The sequence below is a fragment of the Vibrio sp. V38_P2S17PM301 genome (genome assembly GCF_009904845.1).
Classification (GTDB): Bacteria; Pseudomonadota; Gammaproteobacteria; order Enterobacterales; family Vibrionaceae; genus Vibrio; species Vibrio proteolyticus.
In genome coordinates, this window is the sequence record NZ_WXWO01000002.1 from 33,768 (window position 1) to 57,790 (window position 24,023).

Sequence of the window (24,023 nt, forward strand, 5' to 3'; positions counted from 1 at the left end):
TCCATCACATCATAACCACATCAAACTGTTCCTGACTGTAAAGTGGCTCCGCCTGGATACGCACTTCCTTGCCAATAAACACTTCCAGTTCCGCCAGCGCATGAGATTCGTCGCCCTGCAACGTGTCCGCGACGGCCGGTGAGGCGTACACCACAAACTTGTCGGCATCGTAAGCACGATTGACCCGGGTGATTTCACGCAGGACTTCATAGCACACAGTTTCCACGGTTTTAACGCTGCCACGCCCCTCACAAGTTGGACAAGTAGAACACAGCACATGTTCAATACTTTCGCGGGTACGTTTACGGGTCATTTCAACCAGGCCAAGCTGGGTAAAGCCGTTGATGTTGGTTTTCACCCGATCTTTACTCAAGGCGGCTTCCAGTGAGGTAAGTACCCGCTTACGGTGCTCATCCGATGCCATATCGATAAAATCGATGATGATGATGCCACCTAGGTTACGCAAACGCAGTTGACGCGCGATCGCCTGCGTCGCCTCGACATTGGTATTGAAGATGGTTTCTTCTAGATTCCGCCGCCCGACAAACGCACCGGTGTTGATGTCGACCGTGGTCATGGCTTCGGTTTGATCAATGATCAGATAACCACCGGATTTGAGTTCCACCTTCCGCTCCAGCGAACGTTGGATCTCATTCTCGGTGTCGTACATATCGAAAATCGGCTTGTCGCCTTCGTACAATTCCAGCTTATCGGTCAGCTCAGGGACGTATTCGGAGGTAAATTCTTGTAGGTTTTCATACTCCGTACGTGAGTCGACCAGAATTTTTGTCAGGTCTGTACCGACAAAGTCGCGCAGGATACGCTGAGACAATCCAAGCTCACCATATAATGTCGAACGGGTTTTGTATTTAGAGCGGCGCTCCATCACTTTCGACCACAGGCGTTTCAGAAACGCCGCGTCCTGAGAGAGCTCTTTATCAAATGCGCCTTCTGCCGCAGTACGGATGATAAAACCGCCGTGCTCATCGCAGTAGTTCATCACCACTTTCTTCAGGCGTTCGCGCTCTTCTTCGCTTTCAATTCGCTGCGAGACACCAACATGGCTGGCGCCTGGCATGAAGACCAGATAACGGGAAGGCAGAGTGATGTCCGTGGTCAACCGTGCCCCTTTGGTACCGAGCGGATCTTTGACCACCTGGACCACGATATCCTGTCCCTGACGAACCAGTTCGGAGATATCGCGGACCTGAAATTGCTGCTTTTCGTTTTCAGCCACGCATTCGGTGTGAGGGACAATATCAGAGGCGTGAAGAAACGCCGCTTTGTCTAAACCGATATCCACAAAAGCGGCCTGCATACCCGGCAGAACCCGGCTCACTTTCCCTTTGTAGATGTTGCCAACAATGCCTCGTTTTGCTTCACGTTCAATATGGATTTCCTGAAGGACGCCGCCTTCAATCATGGCCACACGAGTTTCACTCGGGGTCACGTTAATCAGCAGTTCTGCACTCATGAGAGCACCTCAATTTTTAATTTATAAGAATTCGCGCAGAAGCTGGTCAGTTTCAAATAGAGGTAAACCCACAACAGCGTAAAAGCTGCCCTCAATTCTGGTTACAAATTTTCCACCCAGTCCTTGTATGCCGTAACTGCCAGCTTTATCGCATGGCTCACCCGTTTGCCAGTATTGTTCAATTTCTTTTTCAGACAAGGGTTTGAACCACACATCGGTCGTCACAACGACCGATTTATGCATCTGTTTATTGGCCACGGTGACCGCGGTCATCACCTGGTGGCGTGTATCGGATAACCCCAGCAGCATACGCTTGGCATCGGCCAGGTCGAGCGGTTTTTCCAACACCTCATCGCCCTGAACGACGATGGTGTCGGAGCCAATCACCACCGGGGCTGCCATCACAGCCCCTGCCAGCGTCACTCCCGCCAGCGCTTTGTCTTGCGACAAGCGGCGCACGTAATCCAGTGGCGCTTCGCCGGGCTGCCGCTGCTCTTCCACATCCGTGGTCATTACCTGAAACTGATAGCCAAGCTGAGCCAGCAGTTCTTTACGCCGCGGAGAGCCGGACGCTAATACTATATTCATTATCTTACATGCCAGTGACGTCGAATGCGACGCAGCAACAGGAATAACCACGGCCAAAGAATGCAGTTAACCAGCCCGCTCCACAGCGACATAGTGTTAAACGTGATGTCTCGGATCAGGTATTCACCACCGAAAATCAGTACATCCAGTAACATCGACAGCAAAGCAATCACCAATGCTTGCTGCCACAGTGCCATGTTACGCAGCACCAGAAAGTTTAATGCCACCAGATAGACCACAATCGACATCATCATGCCGCGAATGCCCAGCGTTGAGCCCAGCAGCACGTCCCACAACAACCCCAGAATCAGCGCAGTACCGACATTGACACGATGTGGCAGTGCCAGCACCCAATAGCAGGTCACCAGCAGCAACCAGGACGGTCGAACCAAATCCAGCACGCCCGGCCAGGGAATGGTCTGTAGCACCAACGCGATCAGAAAGGTCAGCCAAATTGCCAGGCGGCTGCTTAACGTATTATTGCCCATCTTGCGCCTCCGGCTGAGCTTGTGGCGGCTCATTGCTGGTTGTCAGACCGGCCGCTTCAGGTTTCGAGCCATTGGGCCATATCAGCAGTAGGTATCGCAAACGTTCGAAATCCACCACCGGATCCGCCTCAATGGACGCAAACTCGCGCTGAGTGTCTCGCTCGACTTTCGAAACATGTGCCACCGGATAACCTTCCGGGTACACGCCGCCCAGTCCAGAGCTCACCAATAGGTCGCCCTGTTGAATGTCGGTGCTGGTTGGAATATGTTCAAGCTGAATCTGGTCAATTTTCCCATTACCGGATGCGATCACCCGGATATCATTGCGTATCACTTGCACAGGAATGGCACTGTTGCTGTCGGTCAACAGCAGTACCCGACTATTGTGCGCCGACACAAATGTTACCTGACCCACAATGCCTTTTTCATTGATCACTGGCTGCCCAACGTATACGCCATCAATCTGACCTTTGTCGATCACCACCTGATGACGATATGGGGAGGTATCCACCGCCATCACTTCCGTCACCACTTTTCTCTCATCACGGACAAACGACGAGCCCAGCAGTTTACGAAAACGCTGGTTTTCCTCCCGGTACTGGTCCAACAGGATCAGCTCACTTTTGAGGCGCAGCACTTCCTGTTTCAGTCCACGATTGGATTCCATCAGTTCCTGACGGGAGTTGAGTCGCTCATAAAAATCGTCAAACATCACCCGGGGAAGATCGGCCGCGTACTGGATTGGCGCGACCAGGCTGTTGAGCAAAAAGCGTACGTTGGCGAAAGCACCTAAACGACTATCAGCCAGCATAAGGCTGGCTGATACGATGACCGCAAGAAACAGGCGAAGTTGCAGGGAAGGTCCTCTGCCAAAAATCGGCTTCATCTATAGAGATCCCCTATTCCGGTTTCAGGATCCGGCGCTCGGTCAGCCCGGATCGACATCGTTATTATTCTTCGCTAAAGAGATCGCCACCGTGCATGTCGATCATTTCCAGCGCTTTACCACCGCCACGAGCCACACAAGTGAGGGGATCTTCAGCAATAACAACCGGAATACCTGTTTCTTCCGTCAGCAGACGGTCGATGTCTTTCAGCAAAGCACCACCACCGGTCAGTACCATGCCGTTTTCTGAAATGTCGGACGCCAGTTCAGGCGGACACTGTTCCAGCGCAACCATCACCGCGGAGACGATGCCCGTCAGAGGCTCTTGCAACGCTTCCAGAATTTCGTTTGAGTTGAGGCTGAAACTGCGTGGCACACCTTCTGCTAGGTTACGGCCGCGCACTTCAATTTCCTGAACTTCATCACCCGGGTATGCCGAGCCGATTTCATGTTTGATCTTTTCTGCGGTCGCTTCACCAATCAGACTACCGTAGTTACGGCGAACATAATTGATGATAGCTTCATCAAAACGGTCACCACCGATACGCACTGAGGAGGAATACACCACACCGTTCAGCGAGATCACCGCCACTTCCGTCGTACCGCCACCGATATCGACCACCATAGAACCGGTCGGTTCTGAAACACGCAGGCCAGCACCGATCGCGGCCGCCATTGGCTCATCGATTAAGTACACTTCACGTGCACCAGCGCCCAGTGCCGATTCACGAATCGCACGGCGCTCTACCTGAGTGGAGCCACAAGGCACACACACCAGTACGCGCGGGCTTGGTTTCAAAATGCTGTTGTCATGCACCTGTTTAATGAAGTGTTGCAGCATTTTTTCCGTAACATAAAAGTCGGCGATCACACCGTCTTTCATTGGACGAATAGCAGAAATATTACCCGGCGTACGGCCCAGCATCTGCTTGGCGGCATGACCAACTGCGGCTACACTTTTTCCCGTCCGGTTACGGTCCTGACGGATGGCGACTACTGAGGGTTCGTCCAGAACAATGCCCTGTCCTTTAACATAAATAAGAGTGTTGGCAGTACCTAAATCAATCGATAGGTCATTTGAAAACATGCCACGAAGTTTTTTGAACATATTTCTTCGCTCGTCCTGCAAGAATTAGAAGATGAAAATTGCACTAAATGTACCAATGCCTCGCCATCACAGCAAGGCATTGAAGCGGAAACATGGGCTGAAACACTCAATTTCTAACAGATTCCTAACCTAATCGGAAAAATCTGCCTTGATCGCGTAGCAATCCGCTGCGCCGGGTGTGACGCAGGCAACGCATACGCTTATGACCGGCGGTGAATATCATCGCGCTCGGAAAGATGGCTATCAGGCGGCCTTATGAATCAGCACTGCTCAGCATTCGAGGTGATAATTTGAGGTGGTTCGCCCGCACTTGAGGGCTGCACGTAGCGCACGACACAGGCTTTTTCGCTATCGTCACGAAATCCATAGCTAATCGATGTGGCCGACGTCGACACCACCCGCCAGGTAGCGGTGTCGCTCAGACCCGCCACCGCGTGACCAATTCCGGCTGACGTGGCTGCCGGATAACCAAACACCATCTCGACCACTTGCGAGCCCGAATTCAGGCTCATAGTGACTGCAGATCGCGTTGCCTGCGGAGCCTGTTCAGCCTGTGCATGCACAACGCCGGCTGCGTTTTGCATAGCACTTTTGAGTCCCTCTAATGCCGACATTCGAGCCTCAGAATGAAGATTCAAAAAGCGCGGGGCGGCGATCACCGTCAGAATTCCCAGGATCATCAGCATCACCGTCAGTTTTATCAGGCTAAATCCCAAGTGTTGATTCATTGGCACGTTTCCTCGGCTCGCAGTTGATAATCCGCTGACTGTCAGTGGCGAACACACGAACCACGTTGACGCCACCTCAGAAGGCATGCCCGCACCCTAACAAAAAATCGCGGAGCATCATACCGCTCGAGGCTGATTGTTATGAGCAGCGTTCCACGCTCGCAGCTGGAAACGCACTACCATTCGAAACCCAGAGTGACAACCCGCACAGTATAAGGCACCACTGATGGGGCTATTTGCGCCGCCAGCGGTTTCGTCTACCGGGCTGGACTTTCGCGCTACTGGTGTCACGCCGTGTGACCGGGGTTGGGCTGATTTCAGGCAACATGGGCGTTTCCGCCGCCAGATAACGCCCCTGCAACCCATCCACCCCAAGGCTGATAAGCACATCCTGCTCTTCCCTGCTGTCGACGCCTACCGCGATAACCTGAGTTTTCAGTCCTTTACAGGCGCCAATCAGGCTGCGGACAAATAACTGATTTTCATGGCGTTGATCGATCTGTTTGATCAAACTGCGATGCAGCTTAAGGAAGTCCACTTTAAGATCTTTCAGATAATAGGTACTGACGATCGAGCGCCCGGCCTGACCGACACACACTTTGCAACCGATACCAGCGATCATTCGGATCACCGGGCGCATGTAATCAAGATGTTTGACCAGACGGGCCTCCGAAAACTCAAACGTCAGCATGCCACGCAGATCCATTGGCAACTGCAGCAGCTCATCGCGGAACCATTTAAAGTAAGATTTATCCGCAAATGGCTGGACATACAGATTCACCGATAGCGGCTTACGCTGTGGCGACTGTTTGATATGGCGGATCACAGAGATCAATACCGTTTTATCCAGCATGGTTTCATAACCCACCGATTCGATCGCAGCATTAAATCGGGACGCTTTCAGGATCCCGCGCTCCGGATCATCAATGCGGGCAAACAGCTCATGGTGTTCTAACTGTAACTCTTTGTGTGACGTTAACAGGTAGCACGGTTGCTGATAGATTTGCAGCTTACTGGGAGTCAGCACTTGATCAAACAAGGTCCGCCAACGGACACTGCCACGTTCCAGATTGGCGTTGGCGCTTTTCTGAAAACGACTCCAGGTGTTGATTCGTTGCAGCTGCGCACTTTTCAGCGCCGTTTCGGCTTCATCAAGAATGCGCCCTCTGCGCTCCCCTTCCTGATACATACTGACCCCGATGTGGCACCAGTCCTCAGCGTCAATCGGAGGCGGAGGTGTGATCTTTTCCAGTTGTTTAAGGCAGTTAGAGGCAATGGTAGCGACTTCTTTCGCGCCCTGATGTGGAATAAAAATAGCGAAGTCGGCATCGTAATAACGCGACAGAATCACGTCCGGGTAACGCTGCAGAACATTCGACAACCCCTCACCGACATCGACAATGAAATCATCGGCGGCTTTCTTACCGTTTTCCTCGCACAAGGAATCCCAGTCATTGATGCGCAATAGCATCACCCCGCCGTAGGCTCCGCTTTCGGACAGAGTTGACTCGAGTTTACTGTCAAACAACACCCGGTTCGCGGTACCGGTCAGTTGATCGAGAAATGTCTGTGAACGAATAAACGTATCAAAGCGGCTGCGCTCTTGCCGCGCGTCCTGCAATTCTTCGATCAGCATATCCAAGGCTTCACTGGCGGTGTATGGCCATTCGCGCTCATCGCCTTTGGCGTGCTCTTCGACTCGACCAGCTAGGATCATCCGCCCACGCTCTTCCAGCAGCTCAGAGCCGTATAACTGCTCCTTCAGCCACTTAACGCCTCGCATCAGACAGAAAATCACCAAAGCCACCGCGAGTGTAATAGACCACAATGCCTCGAGTGAGTAACTGTAACCCAAATACGGGGGCAGCGCTTTAAATGCGATCTGATAGCCACTGTTGCGCTCCAAAGCAAACGACTTTTCGTACAACAACTGCTCATCAATGCGTGAGGAGGTATCTTTGAAGCGATAAACTACACCGACAGGGGAAGAGAGCTGCATTTCGATGATGTTCGAAGCTTGCAGCATTTTAGGCATCCAGCGCTGCATTGAATACGCGGCGTCCGGATCTTCCATCTCTTTATCGACCACTTCAACAATGCCCTGCAGGTAGTGATCCAGATATTCCTGCCCGACACGCTTGAACGACAGCGTTCCACCGATGAATAAAATGAACATAGCACTGATCACTATCACGGTGACGAAAGCCACCAAGCGCGTGCTCAGTTTTAAGGTAGGCGTGTACCTCATGTGCGCAGAATTCCTTTTCCCCGGTAAAGCGTGCCGGCTGCCACATCGGCAGCGGGATACATGATTGTCTTGTTTAATATATAAAAAAGCCGCGGGATCCGCGGCTTTTTTTGCTAATCAAGCGCTTAGAATGGGATATCGTCATCAAAATCCATCGGCGGCTCATTGTACTGAGGTTGAGCCTGTTGCGGTTGCTGTGCTGGCTGTTGTTGCTGTTGCATTGCGGGTTGCTGAGGCTGTCCCCAACCACCTTGCTGTTGCTGAGGTTGTCCCATACCCTGGCCTGGCGCACCGCCCTGAGCACGACCACCCAGCATCTGCATCACACCGTTAAAACCTTGAACAACGATCTCAGTGGTGTAACGATCCTGACCACTTTGGTCCTGCCACTTACGCGTTTGCAGCTGACCTTCGATGTAAACTTGAGACCCTTTGCGCAGGTATTCACCAGCCACTTCGGCCAGCTTGCCAAACAACGCCACACGGTGCCATTCGGTTTTTTCACGCTGTTCGCCAGTCGCTTTATCACGCCATGTTTCCGACGTAGCCACTGTAATGTTGGCCACTGCACCGCCACTTGGCATGTAACGAATCTCTGGGTCATTCCCCAGATTACCGACTAATATAACTTTGTTCACTCCACGGCTGGCCATGTTTTGCTCCGTCTTGTTTCATCTGTCTGTATAAAGAATAGCGCATTAGGATACCACGGATTCATCCTGGTACAACTCATTCGTAGTGTGCGCGGAACGGATTCCCCGCGCGGTGTGATGTGTTCATTTTTTAGACCCGATTCATACTGCTCCGCTATTAATAAAATTATGCATTACCTGGTTGTATGAAACCCAACGCAAAAGTTTGAACACCAATAGAACTTTCACCAGGCATGCGTCATTTTAGCGCTCCATTTTAACAACTTCTCATGGAGAGAGACTATGCGCAGAGCCGACTACACACGGACGATTTATTTTTTATGCGCGGATAAACAGCAGCCTATGCCGGTCATTGACCGCGTTTCCGCCACGTTAGGATTAACCATTCCACGCATTGAGCCAGCGGAATTGATGCAGGCTGCACCGAAACACCGGCACAAAATTCTGATGCTGGATTATCAGACCCACCGTCACCTCAGACAACAAGTTCGTGGTCTGCCACTGACCAACAAAAACTATGAAACCATCATCTTTAATGTCGAAAAGCGCCTGCCCACCGAGGAACTGCTGACGTTTGGCAATTTGAAAGGGCTGTTTTATCAAAATGATGAGATTAACGCGATCGCACGAGGCTGCGGCGAAATCATTAACGGTCAGAACTGGCTGCCAAGAAAAGTCACCAGCCAGTTACTGCATTATTATCGTCACGTGATTGCAAGTCATACCGCACCGGCTACCGTCGACATTACCGCGCGGGAACTGCAAATTCTGCGTTGTCTGCAAACCGGCGCCTCCAATCAACAAATTGCCGAGAGTCTGTTTATCAGTGAGTACACGGTCAAATCCCATCTGTATCAGATTTTCAAAAAGCTGTCGGTCAAAAATCGGGTTCAGGCCATTGCCTGGGCAGACCAAAATTTGTTGGGTTGATCACTTTTTGCAGGTCAAAGAGACTTTCGCGTCACGATTCATTATCTATTCATCCATTTCGTGGTAAGGTTCGGGCGGTACTCAGAACAACGATATTTTAAAGGGTTTTCTCACATGATTAAAAAGTGCCTTTTCCCGGCAGCTGGCTACGGTACACGCTTCCTCCCCGCCACCAAGTCTATGCCTAAAGAGATGATGCCAGTGGTGAACAAACCACTGATCGAATATGGCGTTGACGAAGCCATTGCCGCTGGTATGAACGGGATGTGTATTGTTACCGGTCGCGGCAAGCACGCAATCATGGATCACTTTGACAAGAACTACGAGCTGGAGCACCAGATCAGCGGCACCAATAAAGAAGAGCTTCTGGTCGATATCCGCAACATCATCGACAGCGCAAACTTCACTTACATCCGCCAACGCGAGATGAAAGGCCTGGGACACGCGATTCTGACTGGTCGTGAACTGGTGGGTGACGAACCATTTGCCGTTGTTCTGGCCGACGACCTGTGTGTCAATGAACAGGAAGGCGTCCTGGCACAGATGGTCGCGCTGTTTAAACAATTCCGCTGCTCGATTGTTGCCGTTCAGGAAGTGCCAGCCGAAGAGACTCACAAGTACGGGGTGATCTCGGGTGAAATGATCAAAGATGACATCTACCGCGTGGATGACATGGTCGAAAAACCGGAGCCGGGCACCGCACCAAGCAACCTGGCAATCATCGGCCGCTACATCCTGACGCCGGATATTTTCGAACTGATAGAAAATACCGAACCTGGTAAAGGTGGCGAAATTCAAATCACGGACGCGCTGCTCAAGCAAGCGAAAGCGGGCTGTGTTCTGGCGTACAAATTTAAAGGCCACCGCTTTGACTGTGGTAGCGTGGAAGGGTATATCGAAGCAACCAACTACTGCTACGAAAATCTGTACCTGAAAGACAGCAAAGTCTCTACATTGGGTAAACAAACCACGCAAAAAGAACAGAAGTAATTCCTGCTTGTTCAACAAACTAACTGAAGGCGGCTCTCTGAGCCGCCTTTTTCTTTGACTGTTTTTTTATACAGTATTCCTTTGCACATTTCTCACACTATGTAATACTTGGCGAACTCAATTTTTCACAGAGCACAGAAGATGGATAAGATTGAAGTTCGTGGTGCCAGAACCCACAACCTGAAAAACGTCAACCTGACGATTCCCCGCGACAAGCTGATCGTCATCACCGGCTTATCCGGCTCGGGTAAATCTTCCCTGGCCTTTGACACCTTATACGCAGAAGGTCAACGTCGTTACGTTGAATCTCTGTCTGCGTATGCCCGCCAGTTCCTGTCTCTGATGGAAAAACCCGATGTGGACCATATCGAAGGCCTGTCACCGGCCATTTCGATAGAGCAAAAATCCACCTCACACAATCCGCGATCCACTGTCGGTACCATCACCGAAGTGTATGATTATCTGCGTCTGCTGTACGCCCGGGTGGGTGAGCCTCGCTGTCCGGATCACAAGGTTCCGCTGGCCGCACAAACCATCAGCCAGATGGTCGACAAGGTACTGGATCTGCCGGAAGGTGCCCGTATGATGTTGCTGGCCCCGATCGTCAAAGAGCGGAAAGGTGAACACGTCAAAACGCTGGAGAATCTGGCGGCGCAGGGATTTATCCGCGCACGTATCGACGGCGAAACCTGCGATCTGTCCGATCCCCCACCACTGGAACTGCATAAAAAGCACACCATCGAGGTGGTGGTGGATCGCTTCAAAGTTCGTGATGATTTACAGCAACGCCTGGCGGAGTCCTTTGAAACCGCACTGGAGCTGTCCGGCGGCATCGTCGTGGTTGCCCCAATGGATGGCGACGGAGAGGAAATTGTCTTCTCGGCCAATTTTGCCTGTCCGCACTGTGGCTACAGCATGCGAGAGCTGGAGCCACGCCTGTTTTCGTTCAATAACCCGGCCGGTGCATGTGGGACCTGTGACGGCTTGGGTGTACAGCAATACTTTGACCCAGCCCGGGTGATCGTGGATGAATCGCTCAGTCTAGCAGACGGCGCCATTCGGGGCTGGGATCAGAAAAATTTCTATTATTTCCAGATGCTCAAATCACTGGCTGACCATTACGACTTTGATCTGCACGCCCCCTTTACCTCCCTACCGAAAAAAACACAGGAAATCATCCTGCGAGGGTCCGGGCGTACTCAGATAGAATTCAATTACGTCAACGATCGCGGTGATATCCGCGTCAAACGTCATCCTTTTGAAGGTATCCTCAACACGCTCGAACGCCGCTACCGTGATACCGAATCAAACTCAGTACGCGAAGAGTTAGCAAAATACATCTCCACCAAACCGTGCAGCAGTTGTGACGGCACCCGGTTGCGGCTGGAAGCGCGTAACGTTTTTATCCAGGACACCACGCTGCCCCAGATCGTTGAACTGAGCATTGCCGATGCACTGGCCTTTTTCCAATCCCTGCAACTGGAAGGCCAGCGTGCCCAGATAGCCGAAAAAGTGATGAAAGAAATCAATGACCGGTTGCATTTTCTGGTCAACGTCGGCCTGAATTACCTCAACCTGTCGCGCAGTGCTGAAACCCTCTCAGGCGGAGAAGCGCAACGCATCCGGCTTGCCAGTCAAATTGGCGCAGGGCTGGTTGGCGTGATGTACGTACTGGATGAACCCTCGATTGGTCTCCACCAGCGAGATAACGAACGTTTGCTCAACACCCTGACGCACCTGCGCGATCTAGGAAACACCGTATTGGTAGTGGAGCATGATGAAGACGCCATTCGCATGGCGGATCACGTGATCGATATTGGTCCGGGCGCCGGGGTGCACGGCGGTCAGGTCGTGGCAGAAGGCACTGTTCATGAGATCATCGCTAACCCAGACTCATTGACCGGCCAGTATCTGTGCGGTGACAAGCAGATCGCCATCCCTGAGCAGCGCACGCCACGAAATGCCAAGAAAACGGTTGAGCTACTGGGCGCAACCGGCAATAACCTCAAAGCCGTCGATCTGTCGCTTCCGGTTGGTCTGTTCAGCTGCATTACCGGCGTGTCCGGCTCTGGTAAATCCACTCTGATCAATGACACCTTCTTTAAAATCGCGCACACCCAGCTTAATGGCGCCACCACCGCCACGCCGGCGCCATACAAGGCCATCAAAGGCCTGGAACATTTCGATAAAGTCATCGACATTGATCAGAGCCCGATCGGCCGGACGCCGCGCTCCAATCCGGCCACCTATACCGGGATCTTCACCCCGATCCGCGAGCTGTTTGCCGGGACTCAGGAATCCCGCTCGCGCGGCTACAAACCGGGCCGTTTCAGTTTTAACGTCCGCGGTGGTCGCTGTGAAGCCTGTCAGGGTGACGGGGTTATCAAGGTCGAAATGCACTTTCTGCCGGATGTGTACGTGCCCTGCGATGTGTGTAAAGGCAAACGCTATAACCGGGAAACACTGGAAGTGCGCTACAAAGGAAAAACCATTGATGAAGTGCTGGAAATGACCGTTGAAGACGCACGTGGTTTCTTTGATCCGGTTCCGGCCATTGCCCGTAAACTGCAAACGCTCATCGATGTGGGCCTGTCTTACATCCGCCTCGGCCAAGCGGCCACCACGTTATCCGGTGGTGAAGCTCAGCGGGTCAAACTGGCTCGGGAGCTGTCCAAACGCGATACCGGCAAAACCCTGTACATTCTTGACGAACCGACCACAGGGCTACACTTCCATGACATTCAGCAATTGCTGACAGTCCTGCACCGCCTGCGCGATCACGGCAATACCGTGGTGGTGATCGAACATAACCTAGATGTAATCAAAACCGCTGACTGGATCGTTGATCTGGGGCCCGAAGGCGGCCAGGGCGGCGGGCAGATCATTGCCCAGGGGACACCAGAAGATGTGGCACAAGTCGAAGGATCGCACACCGCCCGCTTCCTCAAACCTATGTTGAAGTAGAAAAAAACGGTAAAGTAACCAAACCAGCGTCTCCTGCGCTGGTTTGTTTTTATCAGTGATTTAACAACTATGGCAACTGTACACCTCAGCGGAACACAACTGGAGCCGGAAACGCCCAGTGTCCCACTCAATAAGCGCTTTATGGCAGCTCTGGCCGTCATGTTTGTCGTCGCGATGCACATTTTCACGCCCAACCCAGGCGGTGCCGGGCTGGCGCTTTCGTTCAACCCAACAACCTGGATGGCGTTCAGTATTGCCGCGGCGCTGGGTCTTTATCAGCTTGGTAGTAACCAGAGACTGCGCTATTCCAAGCTGACCATCGGTCTTTTGGTCAGTTGCTTACTGCTCACGGTACCAATCTTTTTTCCGGATAGTCTGCCCGAGTACGCCACCGGACGTCTGATTGGCCTGTGGGCGGGTTACCTGCTGTTCATCGCGCTACAACAGTTCAAACTCAGCAATAAACATAAATTGCGTCTGTTGTGGTTGGTGGTTATCGCCGTCACCATCGAAGCCCTGCTGGGTTATATTCAGTATTTCCTGCTGTCACCGGGCAACCCATTTGGCTATGACACGATCGCCAACCGGCCTTATGGCATTTTTCAACAGCCCAATGTGATGGCGAGCTTTCTCGCGACCGGGTTGGTGTTGTCCGCTTATCTGCTGTCGCGCCAGCCAGTCAAGTACCACAATAAACTCAGCGCCACGAACCTGCTGTATGCACTTCCGCTATTGACCGTGCCGCTCCTGGTGGTATTGGCCTCACGCACGGGTTGGCTCGGTGCTGCTCTGGCCACTGCGCTGATCTTGCCCTACCTCTATCGCTATGCGACTCGTCGCCGGATGGTGGGCTGGCTAATTTCACTGTTTCTCGGAATCGTGTTGGGGCTTATTGCCGGCTACTTGCAGGGCAGTGACTCGTTGATGTCGGACAAAGCGGACCTCGACAGCCCCCGTCGTTACACTTTCCCTCAAACCCTGGACATGGTGATTGAAAAGCCTTTTACCGGTTACGGTTATGGCCGTTTTGAGTCCCAGTACATGCTGTACACCGCACGTCAGCACCAGTTGAATCCGGATTATCCACCAGGCCTGCCCGCCATGGATCATCCGCACAATGAACTGTTGTTCTGGTCGGCTGAAGGCGGGCTGCTGCCACTGATAGGCATCGTGTTTGCCGCAGGGATGGTTCTGTTTCGTATCTATACCGCTAAAAAGGGCACCCGCACTGCGATGTTTGCTCTGTTTGTGCCGATAGTGCTGCACTCTCAACTGGAATACCCGTTTTATCATTCTGCAATTCACTGGCTGACGTTTGTCATCCTGCTGTTCTGGGTCGATCAACGCGTTGCCCGCTATAAAGCTATTCGCTTTAGCAATATCACCAAAGCACTGCTCAGAGTCAGCAGTCTGGTACTGCCGGTGGTCACCTGCGTGTACATGCTCAGCGCCCTGCACACCAACTACATTCTGACGCAGTTTGAACACTCCAAGCCGAAAAACCCGGAGATTCTGCGCCGGATCAGTAACCCTGTGGTATGGAAAGACAGATTTGACTGGGACGTTTACAGCAGCTATCTCCAGCTTGGTCTGACACGTCAGGATCCCGCGCTGATCACCCCGTATATTCAGTGGTCACAACAAATCATCCGGCACAAACCCCGCCCGGCATTTTACCGCAATCTGATCCTGGCCTATCAGGGGCTGGGCGACGACAGCCGGGCCAAACAAACCTTAAACGAAGCGCTGTACCTGTTTCCTCTCCAGGATTTCGACCCGATCCAGTCCCACCAGACAAGGTCTGATTCCGTTGCCACACAAGGTAGCAGAGAATAAAAAAGGCGGTATGTACCGCCCTTTTTTACGTTCCGTCATCCGTCAGCCGTCAGCCGTCACACAGTGAGTGACTCTTCTAAAGCCCGCAGACATAACGCAACATTCTCGTTGCGGGCAGCATAGCCCATCAGACCAATCCGCCACGCCTTTCCTGCCAGCGCACCAAGACCAGCCCCAATCTCGAGATTGTACTGTAGCAACAGATGTGCCCGGACTTTAGCTTCATCAATGTGCGCCGGCACATATATCGCGTTCAGTTGGGGTAAGCGGTGCGCTTCGTCAACCACAAACTCAAAGCCCAACGTTTCCAAGCCCGATTTCAGTTTGTCATGCATTACGCGGTGACGCTGCCAGGCTTGCTCCAACCCTTCATTTTTGAGGATAAGCAAAGCTTCATGCAGCGCATACAAACTGTTCACGGGGGCTGTGTGGTGGTAGCTGCGCTTCCCCTCTCCGCTCCAATACCCCAACACCAGACTCTGATCCAGGAACCAACTCTGAATCGGGGTCTGACGCGACTGAATCTTCGCAATCGCCTGGGGTGAAAACGTCAGCGGTGACAAGCCGGGTACACAAGAAAGGCATTTCTGGCTCCCGGAATAGACCGCATCCAACTGCCACTCATCCACTTTCAATGGCACACCACCCAGCGACGTCACCGCATCGACTATGGTCAATACCCCATGTTGCTTGGCCAGGCGTCCCAACGCCTCAGCATCCGACAGGGCACCGGTTGAAGTTTCTGCATGCACAAACGCCAGAATTTTGCTATCAGGATGATCGCTCAGAGCCTGTGCCACTTTATCTACCGACACGGGCGAGCCCCATTCGTCGTCCACCAGTATCGCTTCACCACCAGCACGCAGCACGTTTTCGCGCATACGCTCACCAAAGACCCCGTTGCGGCAGACAATCACTTTGTCTCCGGGCTCGACCAGGTTGACGAAACACGCTTCCATCCCGGCACTGCCTGGGGCCGATACCGCAATAGTAAAGTCATTCTCTGTCTGAAAAGCGTATTTGAGCAGTTGCTTGAGCTCATCCATCATCTGGATAAACAGCGGGTCTAAATGGCCGACGGTCGGGCGGCTCAAGGCCTGCAAGACCTGTGGAGAAATATCCGACGGCCCCGGGCCCATCAGAATACGGTGAGGGGGAATAAAGCTTTGAATCGACATGCTCGCTCCTTGCGTGACTGGTCATGACTTTTCACCTTAATCGAAATAGTCATCGGCAGCAATCCGCCCTCTTTCCGGCAGGTCAAACCAGTGTCACAAATTCGTTAACAAAAATTTTCATTCCGGTTGAATTATTGATTGACATTGTTTCAGCAAACCCGTTCAATGACTAAGCTTTATGCAGAAGAGGAGCACTGCCCAGGCAGGTATGTTGTGGAGCCTCAACTCCAACACGACATACTCAGGGGGAGCAGTGCCGAGGTAGATCTGAGTTGTGGATCAGATCTGTCGGTTGACTTGGGTTGAGTCCCAGCAACTGTCACCAGCACCGTCTGGTGAAGAGCTTCTGAGGTCATCAATTCATTATAATTTTACCTCTCTTTTGGCTCTACCACTCTCTTCAGATACAGGATGTTCGATTGCCATTGGCAGTCATCAGTGAATAATTTTTCAGGAAGTCGTGGGAGAAATGCTGTGAGCGCATTTAACGTTGCCAAATTTGGCGGAACCAGTGTCGCAAACTTTGAAGCCATGAGCCGCTGTGCGGCCATCATCGAAAACAATCCGAACACCAAACTGGTCGTCAGTAGCGCCTGCTCTGGCGTCACCAATTTATTGGTGGAGCTGGCGCATGGCGTTCAGGACCAAGAACACCGAACCCATTTACTACAACAACTGGCGGCTATTCACGACGCGATACTGTCCCAGTTAAGCCAGTCAACCGAAGTGGCATCCGAGGTGTACAGCCTGTTGGATACTATCACCAGCCTTGCCGAAGCGGCGTCCATTCAGGCTACCACTAAACTGACCGATCATCTGGTGGCCTGTGGCGAACTGATGTCGACGCATATATTGGCTCAACTGATGCGTGAGCGTGGGATCCCGGCAGTGCGTTTTGATATTCGCGATGTCCTGCGCACCGACAGCCACTATGGCCGCGCTGAACCTGAGGTCGCCACGATTGCCGCACTGGCTAAAACGCATCTGGTTCCACTGTGCGCAGAGCATGTTGTCGTCACTCAGGGTTTTATCGGCGCGGATCAGGACGGCAATACCACCACTCTTGGCCGCGGTGGCAGTGATTACAGCGCTGCATTGATTGCCGAGGCCGTGGCAGCGGAAGGCCTGGAAATCTGGACCGATGTCCCGGGGATCTACACCACAGATCCACGCATCGCAGAAAAGGCTGCACCGATTGCGGAGATCAGCTTCAGCGAAGCGTCTGAAATGGCCAACTTCGGCGCCAAGATACTCCACCCATCCACCTTGCTGCCGGCCTTGCGACACGGTATTCCGGTGTTTGTCGGCTCATCAAAAGAGCCAGAGAAAGGCGGTACCTGGATTCGTCAACAAGTTGAAAGCTCTCCGCAGTTCCGGGCACTGGCGCTGCGCAGCAATCAAACCATGGTGACATTGCGCAGCGCTAAGATGTTCCATGCCTACGGCTTTCTGGCGAAAGTATTTGAAATCCTGGCCAAACACAAAATTTCCGTCGATCTGATCACCACCTCGGAGATCAGCGTCTCTCTGACGCTGGACAAAACGGATACCGCCGGCGGTGCACCGCAACTGCCACAGGATGTTCGTGAAGAGCTGGCAGAGTTATGTACGGTGGAAGTGGAGCAGGATCTGTGTCTGGTGGCCCTGATTGGTAATCATATGGAAACCAAGGGTTATGCAAAAGAAGTCTTCAGTACGCTGGGAGATTACAATCTGCGGATGATCTGTTACGGCGCCAGCGACCACAATCTCTGCTTTTTAGTGGATGCTCATGAGTCACGCAGTGTGATCCAGAAACTGCATCAGGATTTGTTCGAACATCAAGCGTAACCAAACAAAAGGTCACCTGATGGTGACCTTTTCTTGATTTAACCGTTGATATTCGGCCCCAACCACTTCTCCGCTTCCACGGCATCCCAACCTTTACGCTCAGCGTAACTCTGGACCTGATCATCCTGGATCTGAGCGACGGCAAAATAACGGGAGTCTGGATGAGAGAAATACCAGCCAGAGACAGAGGCACCAGGCCACATCGCGTAACTCGTCGTCAGAGACATCTCAATCATCTCTTCGACATTGAGCAGTTCCCACAGAGTGCCTTTTTCGGTGTGCTCCGGACACGCCGGATAACCAGGCGCCGGCCGAATGCCTTGGTACTTCTCCCGTATCAGCTCATCATTACTGAGATTTTCCTCAGGCGCATAGCCCCAGATCTCGCGGCGAACCTGTTCATGCAGATATTCGGCAAACGCTTCGGCCAGGCGATCCGCGACGGCCTGAATCATGATCGCATTATAGTCGTCACCCTGCGCTTTAAACTTGTCCGCCAGTTCACGTTCGCCAATACCGCCCGTCACGGCAAAAGCACCGATCCAATCTTTTTTACCCGACGATTTAGGTGCAATGTAATCCGACAAACAGTAATTAAACCCTTTCGGCTTCTCCGTTTGCTGACGCAGGTTGTGCAAGACTTTCGCCACCTCAGTACGCGACTCATCGGTGTACACTTCAATATCATCACCAATACTGGCCGCAGGAAACAGCGCGCACATCCCACGGGCTTTGAGCAACCCTTCCTTTTCCACGAGATCGAGTAAGTCATTAGCGTCTTTGAACAGGCGTTTGGCCTCTTCCCCTACCTCTTCATGCTCTAAAATTGCCGGATATTTCCCCACTAATGACCACGTCATAAAGAACGGCGTCCAATCGATGTAACGACGCAACGTTGCCACGTCAAAATCATCAAACACATGCACACCGGGTTTAGCCGGTACCGGCGGCGTGTAACTCTCCCAGTCGATGGCTACTTTGTTGGCGCGCGCCGCGTCGAGCGCCACGGGTTTAGTGCGGGGGCGCTTGCGGGCATGCTGGTCACGCACCACGTCGTAGTCGGCTTGCAATTTTTCTACAAACGCGGGTTTTAAGGTATCAGAAAGCAGCGAAGAACATACCCCGACCGCTCGCGACGCATTGTTGACGTACACCACAGGCTGATGATAATTCTGTTCGATCTTGACGGCCGTATGCGCTTTCGAGGTGGTCGCCCCTCCAATCAATAGGGGTAGCTCGAACCCCTGACGTTCCATCTCTTTAGCCACGTGAACCATTTCATCCAATGACGGCGTGATCAGACCGGACAGCCCGATAATGTCGACGTTCTCCTCACGGGCGACTTTGAGGATCTGTTCACACGGCACCATGACCCCCAGATCAATGATCTCGTAGTTATTGCACTGCAAAACCACGCCGACGATGTTTTTTCCGATGTCGTGAACATCGCCCTTCACCGTGGCCAGCAGGATCTTACCGTTGGAAGACCCGGCCTGCTTCTCGGCGTTAATAAACGGCTCAAGGTGGGCCACTGCCTGCTTCATTACCCGCGCGGATTTCACCACCTGCGGCAGAAACATTTTGCCTTCGCCAAACAGATCACCGACCACGTTCATGCCATCCATCAATGGGCCTTCAATCACCTCTAGCGGTTTTGTCGCCTTCACACGCGCTTCTTCAGTATCGTCGACAATGTACTCGGTAATCCCTTTAACCAACGCATGTTCAAGACGTTTTTCCACTGGCCAGTTGCGCCATTCGAGCGCTGAAGCGTCTTCCTCTTTACCAACACCTTTGTTGGCGTATTCGGCGGCGATATCCAATAAGCGTTCGGTACCATCGTCACGTCGGTTCAAAACCACATCTTCAACCGCCTCACGCAACTTGTCCGGAACGTTATCGTAAATCTCTAGCTGGCCGGCATTCACGATGCCCATGTCCATACCATTTTTAAAACAGTGGTAGAGGAACACTGCGTGAATCGCTTCGCGCACATAGTTATTACCACGGAAAGAAAACGAAACGTTGGACACACCGCCAGAAATCATCGCGTACGGCAAATCACGTTTGATATCGGCCACAGCCTCAATAAAGTCGACCGCGTAGTTGTTATGCTCTTCAATCCCCGTTGCAATGGCAAAGATGTTCGGGTCAAAGATAATATCTTCTGGCGGGAAGCCAACTTCATCGACCAAGATCCGATACGCATTGGTACAGATCTCCAGCTTACGCTTTCGGGTGTCGGCTTGCCCCACTTCATCGAAGGCCATCACGATAACGGCAGCCCCGTAACGGCGGATCAGTTTCGCTTGTTCAACGAATTTCGTTTTGCCTTCCTTCAGTGAGATGGAGTTGACAATCCCTTTGCCCTGAATGCACTTCAGACCCGCTTCAATCACCTCCCATTTGGAAGAGTCGACCATGATCGGCACTTTCGAGATTTCCGGCTCCGAAGCACACAAATTGAGGAAACGGACCATGCACGCCTCAGCATCCAACATTCCTTCGTCCATGTTGATGTCAATGATTTGAGCACCGTTTTCAACCTGCTGGCGGGCGACGTCTAGCGCTTCGTCATACAACTCTTCTTTGATCAGTCGCTTGAAGCGGGCTGAGCCCGTCACGTTAGTGCGTTCACCAACGTTGATAAATAAAGTCTCTTTTTCAATCGTCAGTGGCTCTAGCCCCGACAAACGACACGCCACGTTCAGTTCGGGTAGCGCGCGCGGAGTGACGCCCTCGACCGCCTTCGCCATACGACGGATATGCTCCGGCGTGGTACCACAACACCCCCCAATCAGGTTAAGGAAACCGCTCTGCGCCCATTCCTGGACGTGCTGCGCCATGTCTTCAGGCGAAAGATCGTACTCACCGAAAGCATTCGGCAACCCCGCGTTAGGGTGAGCAGAGACGTAACTTTCAGAAATGCGTGACAGTTCTTCAACATACTGGCGCAATTCATCCGGCCCAAGGGCACAATTCAGGCCGAACGAAATAGGACGGACATGACGCAGCGCGTTGTAAAAGGCTTCGGTTGTCTGACCTGACAGTGTGCGTCCGGAAGCATCAGTGATGGTGCCGGAAATCATCACCGGCAACTGCATCCCCAATTCGTCGAACACGCTTTCTACGGCGAACGCACAGGCTTTCGCGTTGAGCGTATCAAAGATGGTTTCGATCAGGATCAGATCACTCCCTCCTTTGATGAGGGCGCGTGTCGACTCTGAGTAGGCTGCCACTAACTGATCGAAGGTGACATTTCGATAGCCCGGATCATTCACATCCGGCGAAATAGAACAGGTGCGGTTAGTTGGGCCCAGCACCCCGGCGACAAAACGCGGCTTATCCGGTGTTTTCGCTGTCCACTCATCGGCCGCTTCACGCGCCAGCTTAGCCGCCGCGAAGTTGATCTCTTCGCTCAGTGACTGCATGTCGTAATCAGCCATAGCAATGGTGGTGGCATTAAACGTGTTGGTTTCGAGGATGTCTGCTCCGGCTTCAAGATAAGCCGAGTGAATTTCTTTAATTAACTGAGGCTGTGTAAGCACCAACAGGTCGTTGTTCCCTTTCAGATCACTGTGCCACTCTGCAAAACGCTCTCCCCGGTAATCCTGCTCTTCCAGCTTGTACCCTTGGATCATGGTGCCCATACCACCATCGATCAGCAGAATTCGCTGTGCTAACTGAGTTTCAATCTGTTGTCTTACGTTGCTTCCCACAATACCGCCTCACTCCTTGTTGTTATTTTGTCATCCTATCACAGCCACAATAGAAATCTAGACGTCTAAAAATACAAAATATGACTATTCTATAACTATCTTTCAAATCACTAAGAAAGGCCAAAAAGTGTTTGCTATTTAGTCAACATCAGCCGAAAATTCCCGTTCATAATTTGTTACATCAAGAGAAGTCTAATGTCGGTCTATTACACGCTTTGCTTTCTTTCGGCAGCAGCGATGATGATAGCGTTTGTCAACAGCAAGGTTGGCAAAATGCAAACTACTATCGCGATCACCGCCGGGTCCATGGTCCTTTCATTATTGATATTGATTGCTGGTCAGAATAACTGGTTTCACCTGACCGAGATCGCAACAAAAACGGTCTCAAGTATCAACTTTGAAGATTTTCTACTTAAGGGCATTCTCGGATTTCTGCTGTTCGCTGGTGGTCTCGGCATCAAGTTGCCAAATCTGAAAGATCAAAAGTGGGAAATCACTATTCTCGCTCTGGGTGCAACGCTATTCTCGACTTTCTTCATTGGCTTCGTTCTCTATGGCTTCTGCCAGTTTATCGGTATTCACTTCGAATTAGTCTACTGCCTGCTGTTCGGCGCTTTGATCTCCCCAACAGACCCGATAGCGGTATTGGCGATTGTGAAAAAGCTTGATGCGCCAAAGCGCATTTCAACCCAGATTGAAGGCGAATCCTTGTTTAACGACGGTTTTGGTCTGGTGATCTTCGTTACCTTGTTTACCATCGCCTTTGGTTCAGAAACACCGACGGTTGGCAGTGTGACCATGTTGTTTGTTCAGGAAGCACTCGGCGGTATCGCCTACGGGTTTGCTCTGGGACTGCTATTCCACTACCTGATCAGCGCGACCGACGACCACTCAATGGAACTGCTGTTGACGATCGGCGTCCCAACCGCCGGTTACGCTTTTGCAGAATACATCCACGTTTCAGGCCCACTTGCGATGGTAGTTTCTGGCATCATGATCGGTAACTGGACACGTTTTATTGGTTTCTCAAAGGAGAGTGAAGACCACTTGGATCACTTCTGGGAACTGGTAGATGAGTTCTTAAATGGTGTGCTGTTCCTGTTGATCGGTATGTCGATGCTGCTGTTTGAGTTCCACAAAGAAGACTGGATCATGATGGCGTTTGCCGTTCCTTTAGTCCTGTGCGCACGCTACCTGAGTGTGTTTCTGTCCTACATTGGTTTTAAACGCTACCGCAAGTACAACCCTTGGTCGATCAACATTCTGACTTGGGGAGGCTTACGAGGAGGCCTGGCGTTGGCGATGGCGCTATCAATTCCGTCAGGCATTTGGGTGATTCAAGATAAGTTAATTGATGTTAAAGAGATCATCCTGGTCATGACCTATGCCGTGGTGGTGTTCTCGATTCTGGTTCAGGGGTCAACCATCACCCCGATGATCGAAAAAGCCAAAGCTGAAGAGAAGAAAATGGAGCAAGAGCGGCAAACCGCAGCGTCCACGCAGCAAACGGAATCGTAACGCGACATAAACAAAGCAGCCTCTTGGCTGCTTTTTTATTACCTATCAATATCCAACACCAGTACCTACAGTTAACCTACTCTTGCTATTCTCTCTACGCCTATCTCTGCATAGAGTTGATTCTCACTCCTAGACAGCTCGAATAAACCGCTAACTAAGCCTTACTTTAGCTCCCTCGATATGGGACAAGCTCCACTAACGAATGTGCCTGGATTGTGCGCCTATCGCCCCCATCGTACACATCAGAATCTCCCATAGAAAGGGGTCAACTGGAACAGCGTTCAGTAGGACGCATACAAAGGCGCATACAAAACTGGATAGCAGTTCTGAAGAGGCAATATTTTAATTAGCACCTACGTACACACGCTCCTAAAGAGCTCCAAAATCAATCAGGGCGGTGAGATAACCATTTCTTTCGACCCAAGGCCGAAGCTTTATCAAAACGTCAAAGAGCCCAACTTTTTCAACCTGGGTTTATAATCCGTGGCGGAGAAGTGGATGACCCACAAACAAAAAGACCCCAGCATTTCTGCTAGGGTCTGAAAGAGGTGGCAAAGCCGCCGGGATTTCGGGCAACCGGGATTCGTTTACTCGAAGACCAAAATAACGGGGAAAAACGAAAAAAGCCTCGCTGATAGCGAGGCTTTCGAAATAAATGGCGGAGCGGACGGGACTCGAACCCGCGACCCCCGGCGTGACAGGCCGGTATTCTAACCAACTGAACTACCGCTCCGCACTGGTTAGACATTTAAGTCTAAATTTAAAGCCTGGCGATGTCCTACTCTCACATGGGGAAACCCCACACTACCATCGGCGCTAATTCGTTTCACTGCTGAGTTCGGCATGGAATCAGGTGGGTCCAAATCGCTATGGTCGCCAAGCAAA

The 24,023-nt window shown here is 51.9% G+C and carries 16 protein-coding genes, 1 tRNA gene, 1 rRNA gene and 1 riboswitch; of the genes, 6 read left to right on the plus strand and 12 right to left on the minus strand.

Annotated elements, in window-relative coordinates; genetic code table 11:
* Positions 1–4 precede the first annotated feature (4 nt).
* From rng to CAG64_RS01745, 8 genes are all read right to left on the minus strand, one after another.
* Positions 5–1,474 (minus strand): ribonuclease G, encoded by a 1,470-nt coding sequence (rng, locus tag CAG64_RS01710; RefSeq protein ID WP_161453915.1) that lies wholly within the window; start codon positions 1,472–1,474, stop codon positions 5–7.
* Between the two features lie 21 nt (positions 1,475–1,495).
* Positions 1,496–2,062 (minus strand): Maf family protein, encoded by a 567-nt coding sequence (locus CAG64_RS01715; protein ID WP_021706869.1) that lies wholly within the window; start codon positions 2,060–2,062, stop codon positions 1,496–1,498.
* Positions 2,062–2,550, minus strand: a complete 489-nt coding sequence (mreD, locus tag CAG64_RS01720) for a rod shape-determining protein MreD (protein ID WP_021706870.1) — start codon at positions 2,548–2,550, stop codon at positions 2,062–2,064. Before mreD ends, CAG64_RS01715 begins: the two co-directional genes overlap by 1 nt.
* Positions 2,540–3,436, minus strand: coding sequence for a rod shape-determining protein MreC (mreC, locus tag CAG64_RS01725; protein ID WP_021706871.1), 897 nt, complete (start codon positions 3,434–3,436; stop codon positions 2,540–2,542). The genes mreD and mreC overlap by 11 nt, the downstream gene beginning before the upstream one ends.
* 64 nt (positions 3,437–3,500) lie before the next feature.
* Positions 3,501–4,544, minus strand: a complete 1,044-nt coding sequence (locus CAG64_RS01730) for a rod shape-determining protein (protein WP_021706872.1) — start codon at positions 4,542–4,544, stop codon at positions 3,501–3,503.
* Positions 4,545–4,804: 260 nt separating this feature from the next.
* Positions 4,805–5,272, minus strand: a complete 468-nt coding sequence (locus CAG64_RS01735) for a type II secretion system protein (RefSeq protein WP_161457899.1) — start codon at positions 5,270–5,272, stop codon at positions 4,805–4,807.
* A gap of 232 nt (positions 5,273–5,504) precedes the next feature.
* Positions 5,505–7,520: an RNase E specificity factor CsrD gene (gene csrD / locus CAG64_RS01740; protein WP_161457898.1), complete on the minus strand. Its 2,016-nt coding sequence runs from the start codon at positions 7,518–7,520 to the stop codon at positions 5,505–5,507.
* A 125-nt stretch (positions 7,521–7,645) separates the two neighbouring features.
* Complete coding sequence (locus CAG64_RS01745; protein ID WP_161457897.1) at positions 7,646–8,173, minus strand: single-stranded DNA-binding protein; 528 nt, start codon at positions 8,171–8,173, stop codon at positions 7,646–7,648.
* 282 nt (positions 8,174–8,455) lie between these two features.
* Between CAG64_RS01745 and CAG64_RS01750 the strand changes: the two genes are divergently transcribed.
* From CAG64_RS01750 to CAG64_RS01765, 4 genes are all read left to right on the plus strand, one after another.
* On the plus strand, positions 8,456–9,103 hold the full coding sequence (locus tag CAG64_RS01750; RefSeq protein ID WP_021706876.1) for a LuxR C-terminal-related transcriptional regulator: 648 nt from the start codon (positions 8,456–8,458) through the stop codon (positions 9,101–9,103).
* 114 nt (positions 9,104–9,217) lie between these two features.
* Positions 9,218–10,093: a UTP--glucose-1-phosphate uridylyltransferase GalU gene (gene galU / locus CAG64_RS01755; protein WP_021706877.1), complete on the plus strand. Its 876-nt coding sequence runs from the start codon at positions 9,218–9,220 to the stop codon at positions 10,091–10,093.
* 141 nt (positions 10,094–10,234) lie between these two features.
* Positions 10,235–13,057 carry an excinuclease ABC subunit UvrA gene (gene uvrA / locus CAG64_RS01760; RefSeq protein ID WP_161457896.1) on the plus strand — a complete coding sequence of 941 codons (2,823 nt, stop codon included), beginning with the start codon at positions 10,235–10,237 and terminating at the stop codon, positions 13,055–13,057.
* 69 nt (positions 13,058–13,126) lie between these two features.
* Positions 13,127–14,893: a PglL family O-oligosaccharyltransferase gene (locus CAG64_RS01765; protein ID WP_161457895.1), complete on the plus strand. Its 1,767-nt coding sequence runs from the start codon at positions 13,127–13,129 to the stop codon at positions 14,891–14,893.
* 56 nt (positions 14,894–14,949) lie between these two features.
* On the opposite strand, the gene CAG64_RS01770 is transcribed toward CAG64_RS01765, so the two are convergent.
* Positions 14,950–16,071 (minus strand): pyridoxal-phosphate-dependent aminotransferase family protein, encoded by a 1,122-nt coding sequence (locus CAG64_RS01770; RefSeq protein WP_161457894.1) that lies wholly within the window; start codon positions 16,069–16,071, stop codon positions 14,950–14,952.
* 176 nt (positions 16,072–16,247) lie between these two features.
* A riboswitch (Lysine riboswitch) is annotated at positions 16,248–16,425 on the plus strand.
* Positions 16,426–16,545: 120 nt separating this feature from the next.
* Between CAG64_RS01770 and lysC the strand changes: the two genes are divergently transcribed.
* On the plus strand, positions 16,546–17,901 hold the full coding sequence (gene lysC / locus CAG64_RS01775; RefSeq protein WP_161457893.1) for a lysine-sensitive aspartokinase 3: 1,356 nt from the start codon (positions 16,546–16,548) through the stop codon (positions 17,899–17,901).
* Positions 17,902–17,939: 38 nt separating this feature from the next.
* Here lysC and metH read toward each other — a convergent pair whose 3' ends face one another.
* The gene (gene metH / locus CAG64_RS01780) at positions 17,940–21,620 is read right to left on the minus strand and encodes a methionine synthase (RefSeq protein WP_161457892.1); all 3,681 of its coding nucleotides are present in this window, start codon (positions 21,618–21,620) and stop codon (positions 17,940–17,942) included.
* 195 nt (positions 21,621–21,815) lie between these two features.
* Between metH and CAG64_RS01785 the strand changes: the two genes are divergently transcribed.
* Positions 21,816–23,138, plus strand: coding sequence for a cation:proton antiporter (locus CAG64_RS01785; RefSeq protein WP_161457891.1), 1,323 nt, complete (start codon positions 21,816–21,818; stop codon positions 23,136–23,138).
* Between the two features lie 656 nt (positions 23,139–23,794).
* On the opposite strand, the gene CAG64_RS01790 is transcribed toward CAG64_RS01785, so the two are convergent.
* Together CAG64_RS01790 and rrf are read right to left on the minus strand one after the other, a co-directional pair.
* Positions 23,795–23,871, minus strand: a tRNA-Asp gene (locus tag CAG64_RS01790).
* 32 nt (positions 23,872–23,903) lie between these two features.
* A 5S ribosomal RNA gene (gene rrf / locus CAG64_RS01795) occupies positions 23,904–24,019 on the minus strand.
* Positions 24,020–24,023 lie beyond the last annotated feature (4 nt).

Bases quoted from the DNA above. Each gene is read 5' to 3' on its own strand.
- uvrA (WP_161457896.1), top strand. From the start codon at position 10,235: ATGGATAAGATTGAAGTTCGTGGTGCCAGAACCCACAACCTGAAAAAC.
- CAG64_RS01715 (WP_021706869.1), bottom strand. From the start codon at position 2,062: ATGAATATAGTATTAGCGTCCGGCTCTCCGCGGCGTAAAGAACTGCTG.
- CAG64_RS01730 (WP_021706872.1), bottom strand. From the start codon at position 4,544: ATGTTCAAAAAACTTCGTGGCATGTTTTCAAATGACCTATCGATTGAT.
- rng (WP_161453915.1), bottom strand. From the start codon at position 1,474: ATGAGTGCAGAACTGCTGATTAACGTGACCCCGAGTGAAACTCGTGTG.
- CAG64_RS01765 (WP_161457895.1), top strand. From the start codon at position 13,127: ATGGCAACTGTACACCTCAGCGGAACACAACTGGAGCCGGAAACGCCC.
- CAG64_RS01750 (WP_021706876.1), top strand. From the start codon at position 8,456: ATGCGCAGAGCCGACTACACACGGACGATTTATTTTTTATGCGCGGAT.
- mreC (WP_021706871.1), bottom strand. From the start codon at position 3,436: ATGAAGCCGATTTTTGGCAGAGGACCTTCCCTGCAACTTCGCCTGTTT.
- CAG64_RS01785 (WP_161457891.1), top strand. From the start codon at position 21,816: ATGTCGGTCTATTACACGCTTTGCTTTCTTTCGGCAGCAGCGATGATG.
- galU (WP_021706877.1), top strand. From the start codon at position 9,218: ATGATTAAAAAGTGCCTTTTCCCGGCAGCTGGCTACGGTACACGCTTC.
- csrD (WP_161457898.1), bottom strand. From the start codon at position 7,520: ATGAGGTACACGCCTACCTTAAAACTGAGCACGCGCTTGGTGGCTTTC.
- mreD (WP_021706870.1), bottom strand. From the start codon at position 2,550: ATGGGCAATAATACGTTAAGCAGCCGCCTGGCAATTTGGCTGACCTTT.
- CAG64_RS01770 (WP_161457894.1), bottom strand. From the start codon at position 16,071: ATGTCGATTCAAAGCTTTATTCCCCCTCACCGTATTCTGATGGGCCCG.
- CAG64_RS01735 (WP_161457899.1), bottom strand. From the start codon at position 5,272: ATGAATCAACACTTGGGATTTAGCCTGATAAAACTGACGGTGATGCTG.
- CAG64_RS01745 (WP_161457897.1), bottom strand. From the start codon at position 8,173: ATGGCCAGCCGTGGAGTGAACAAAGTTATATTAGTCGGTAATCTGGGG.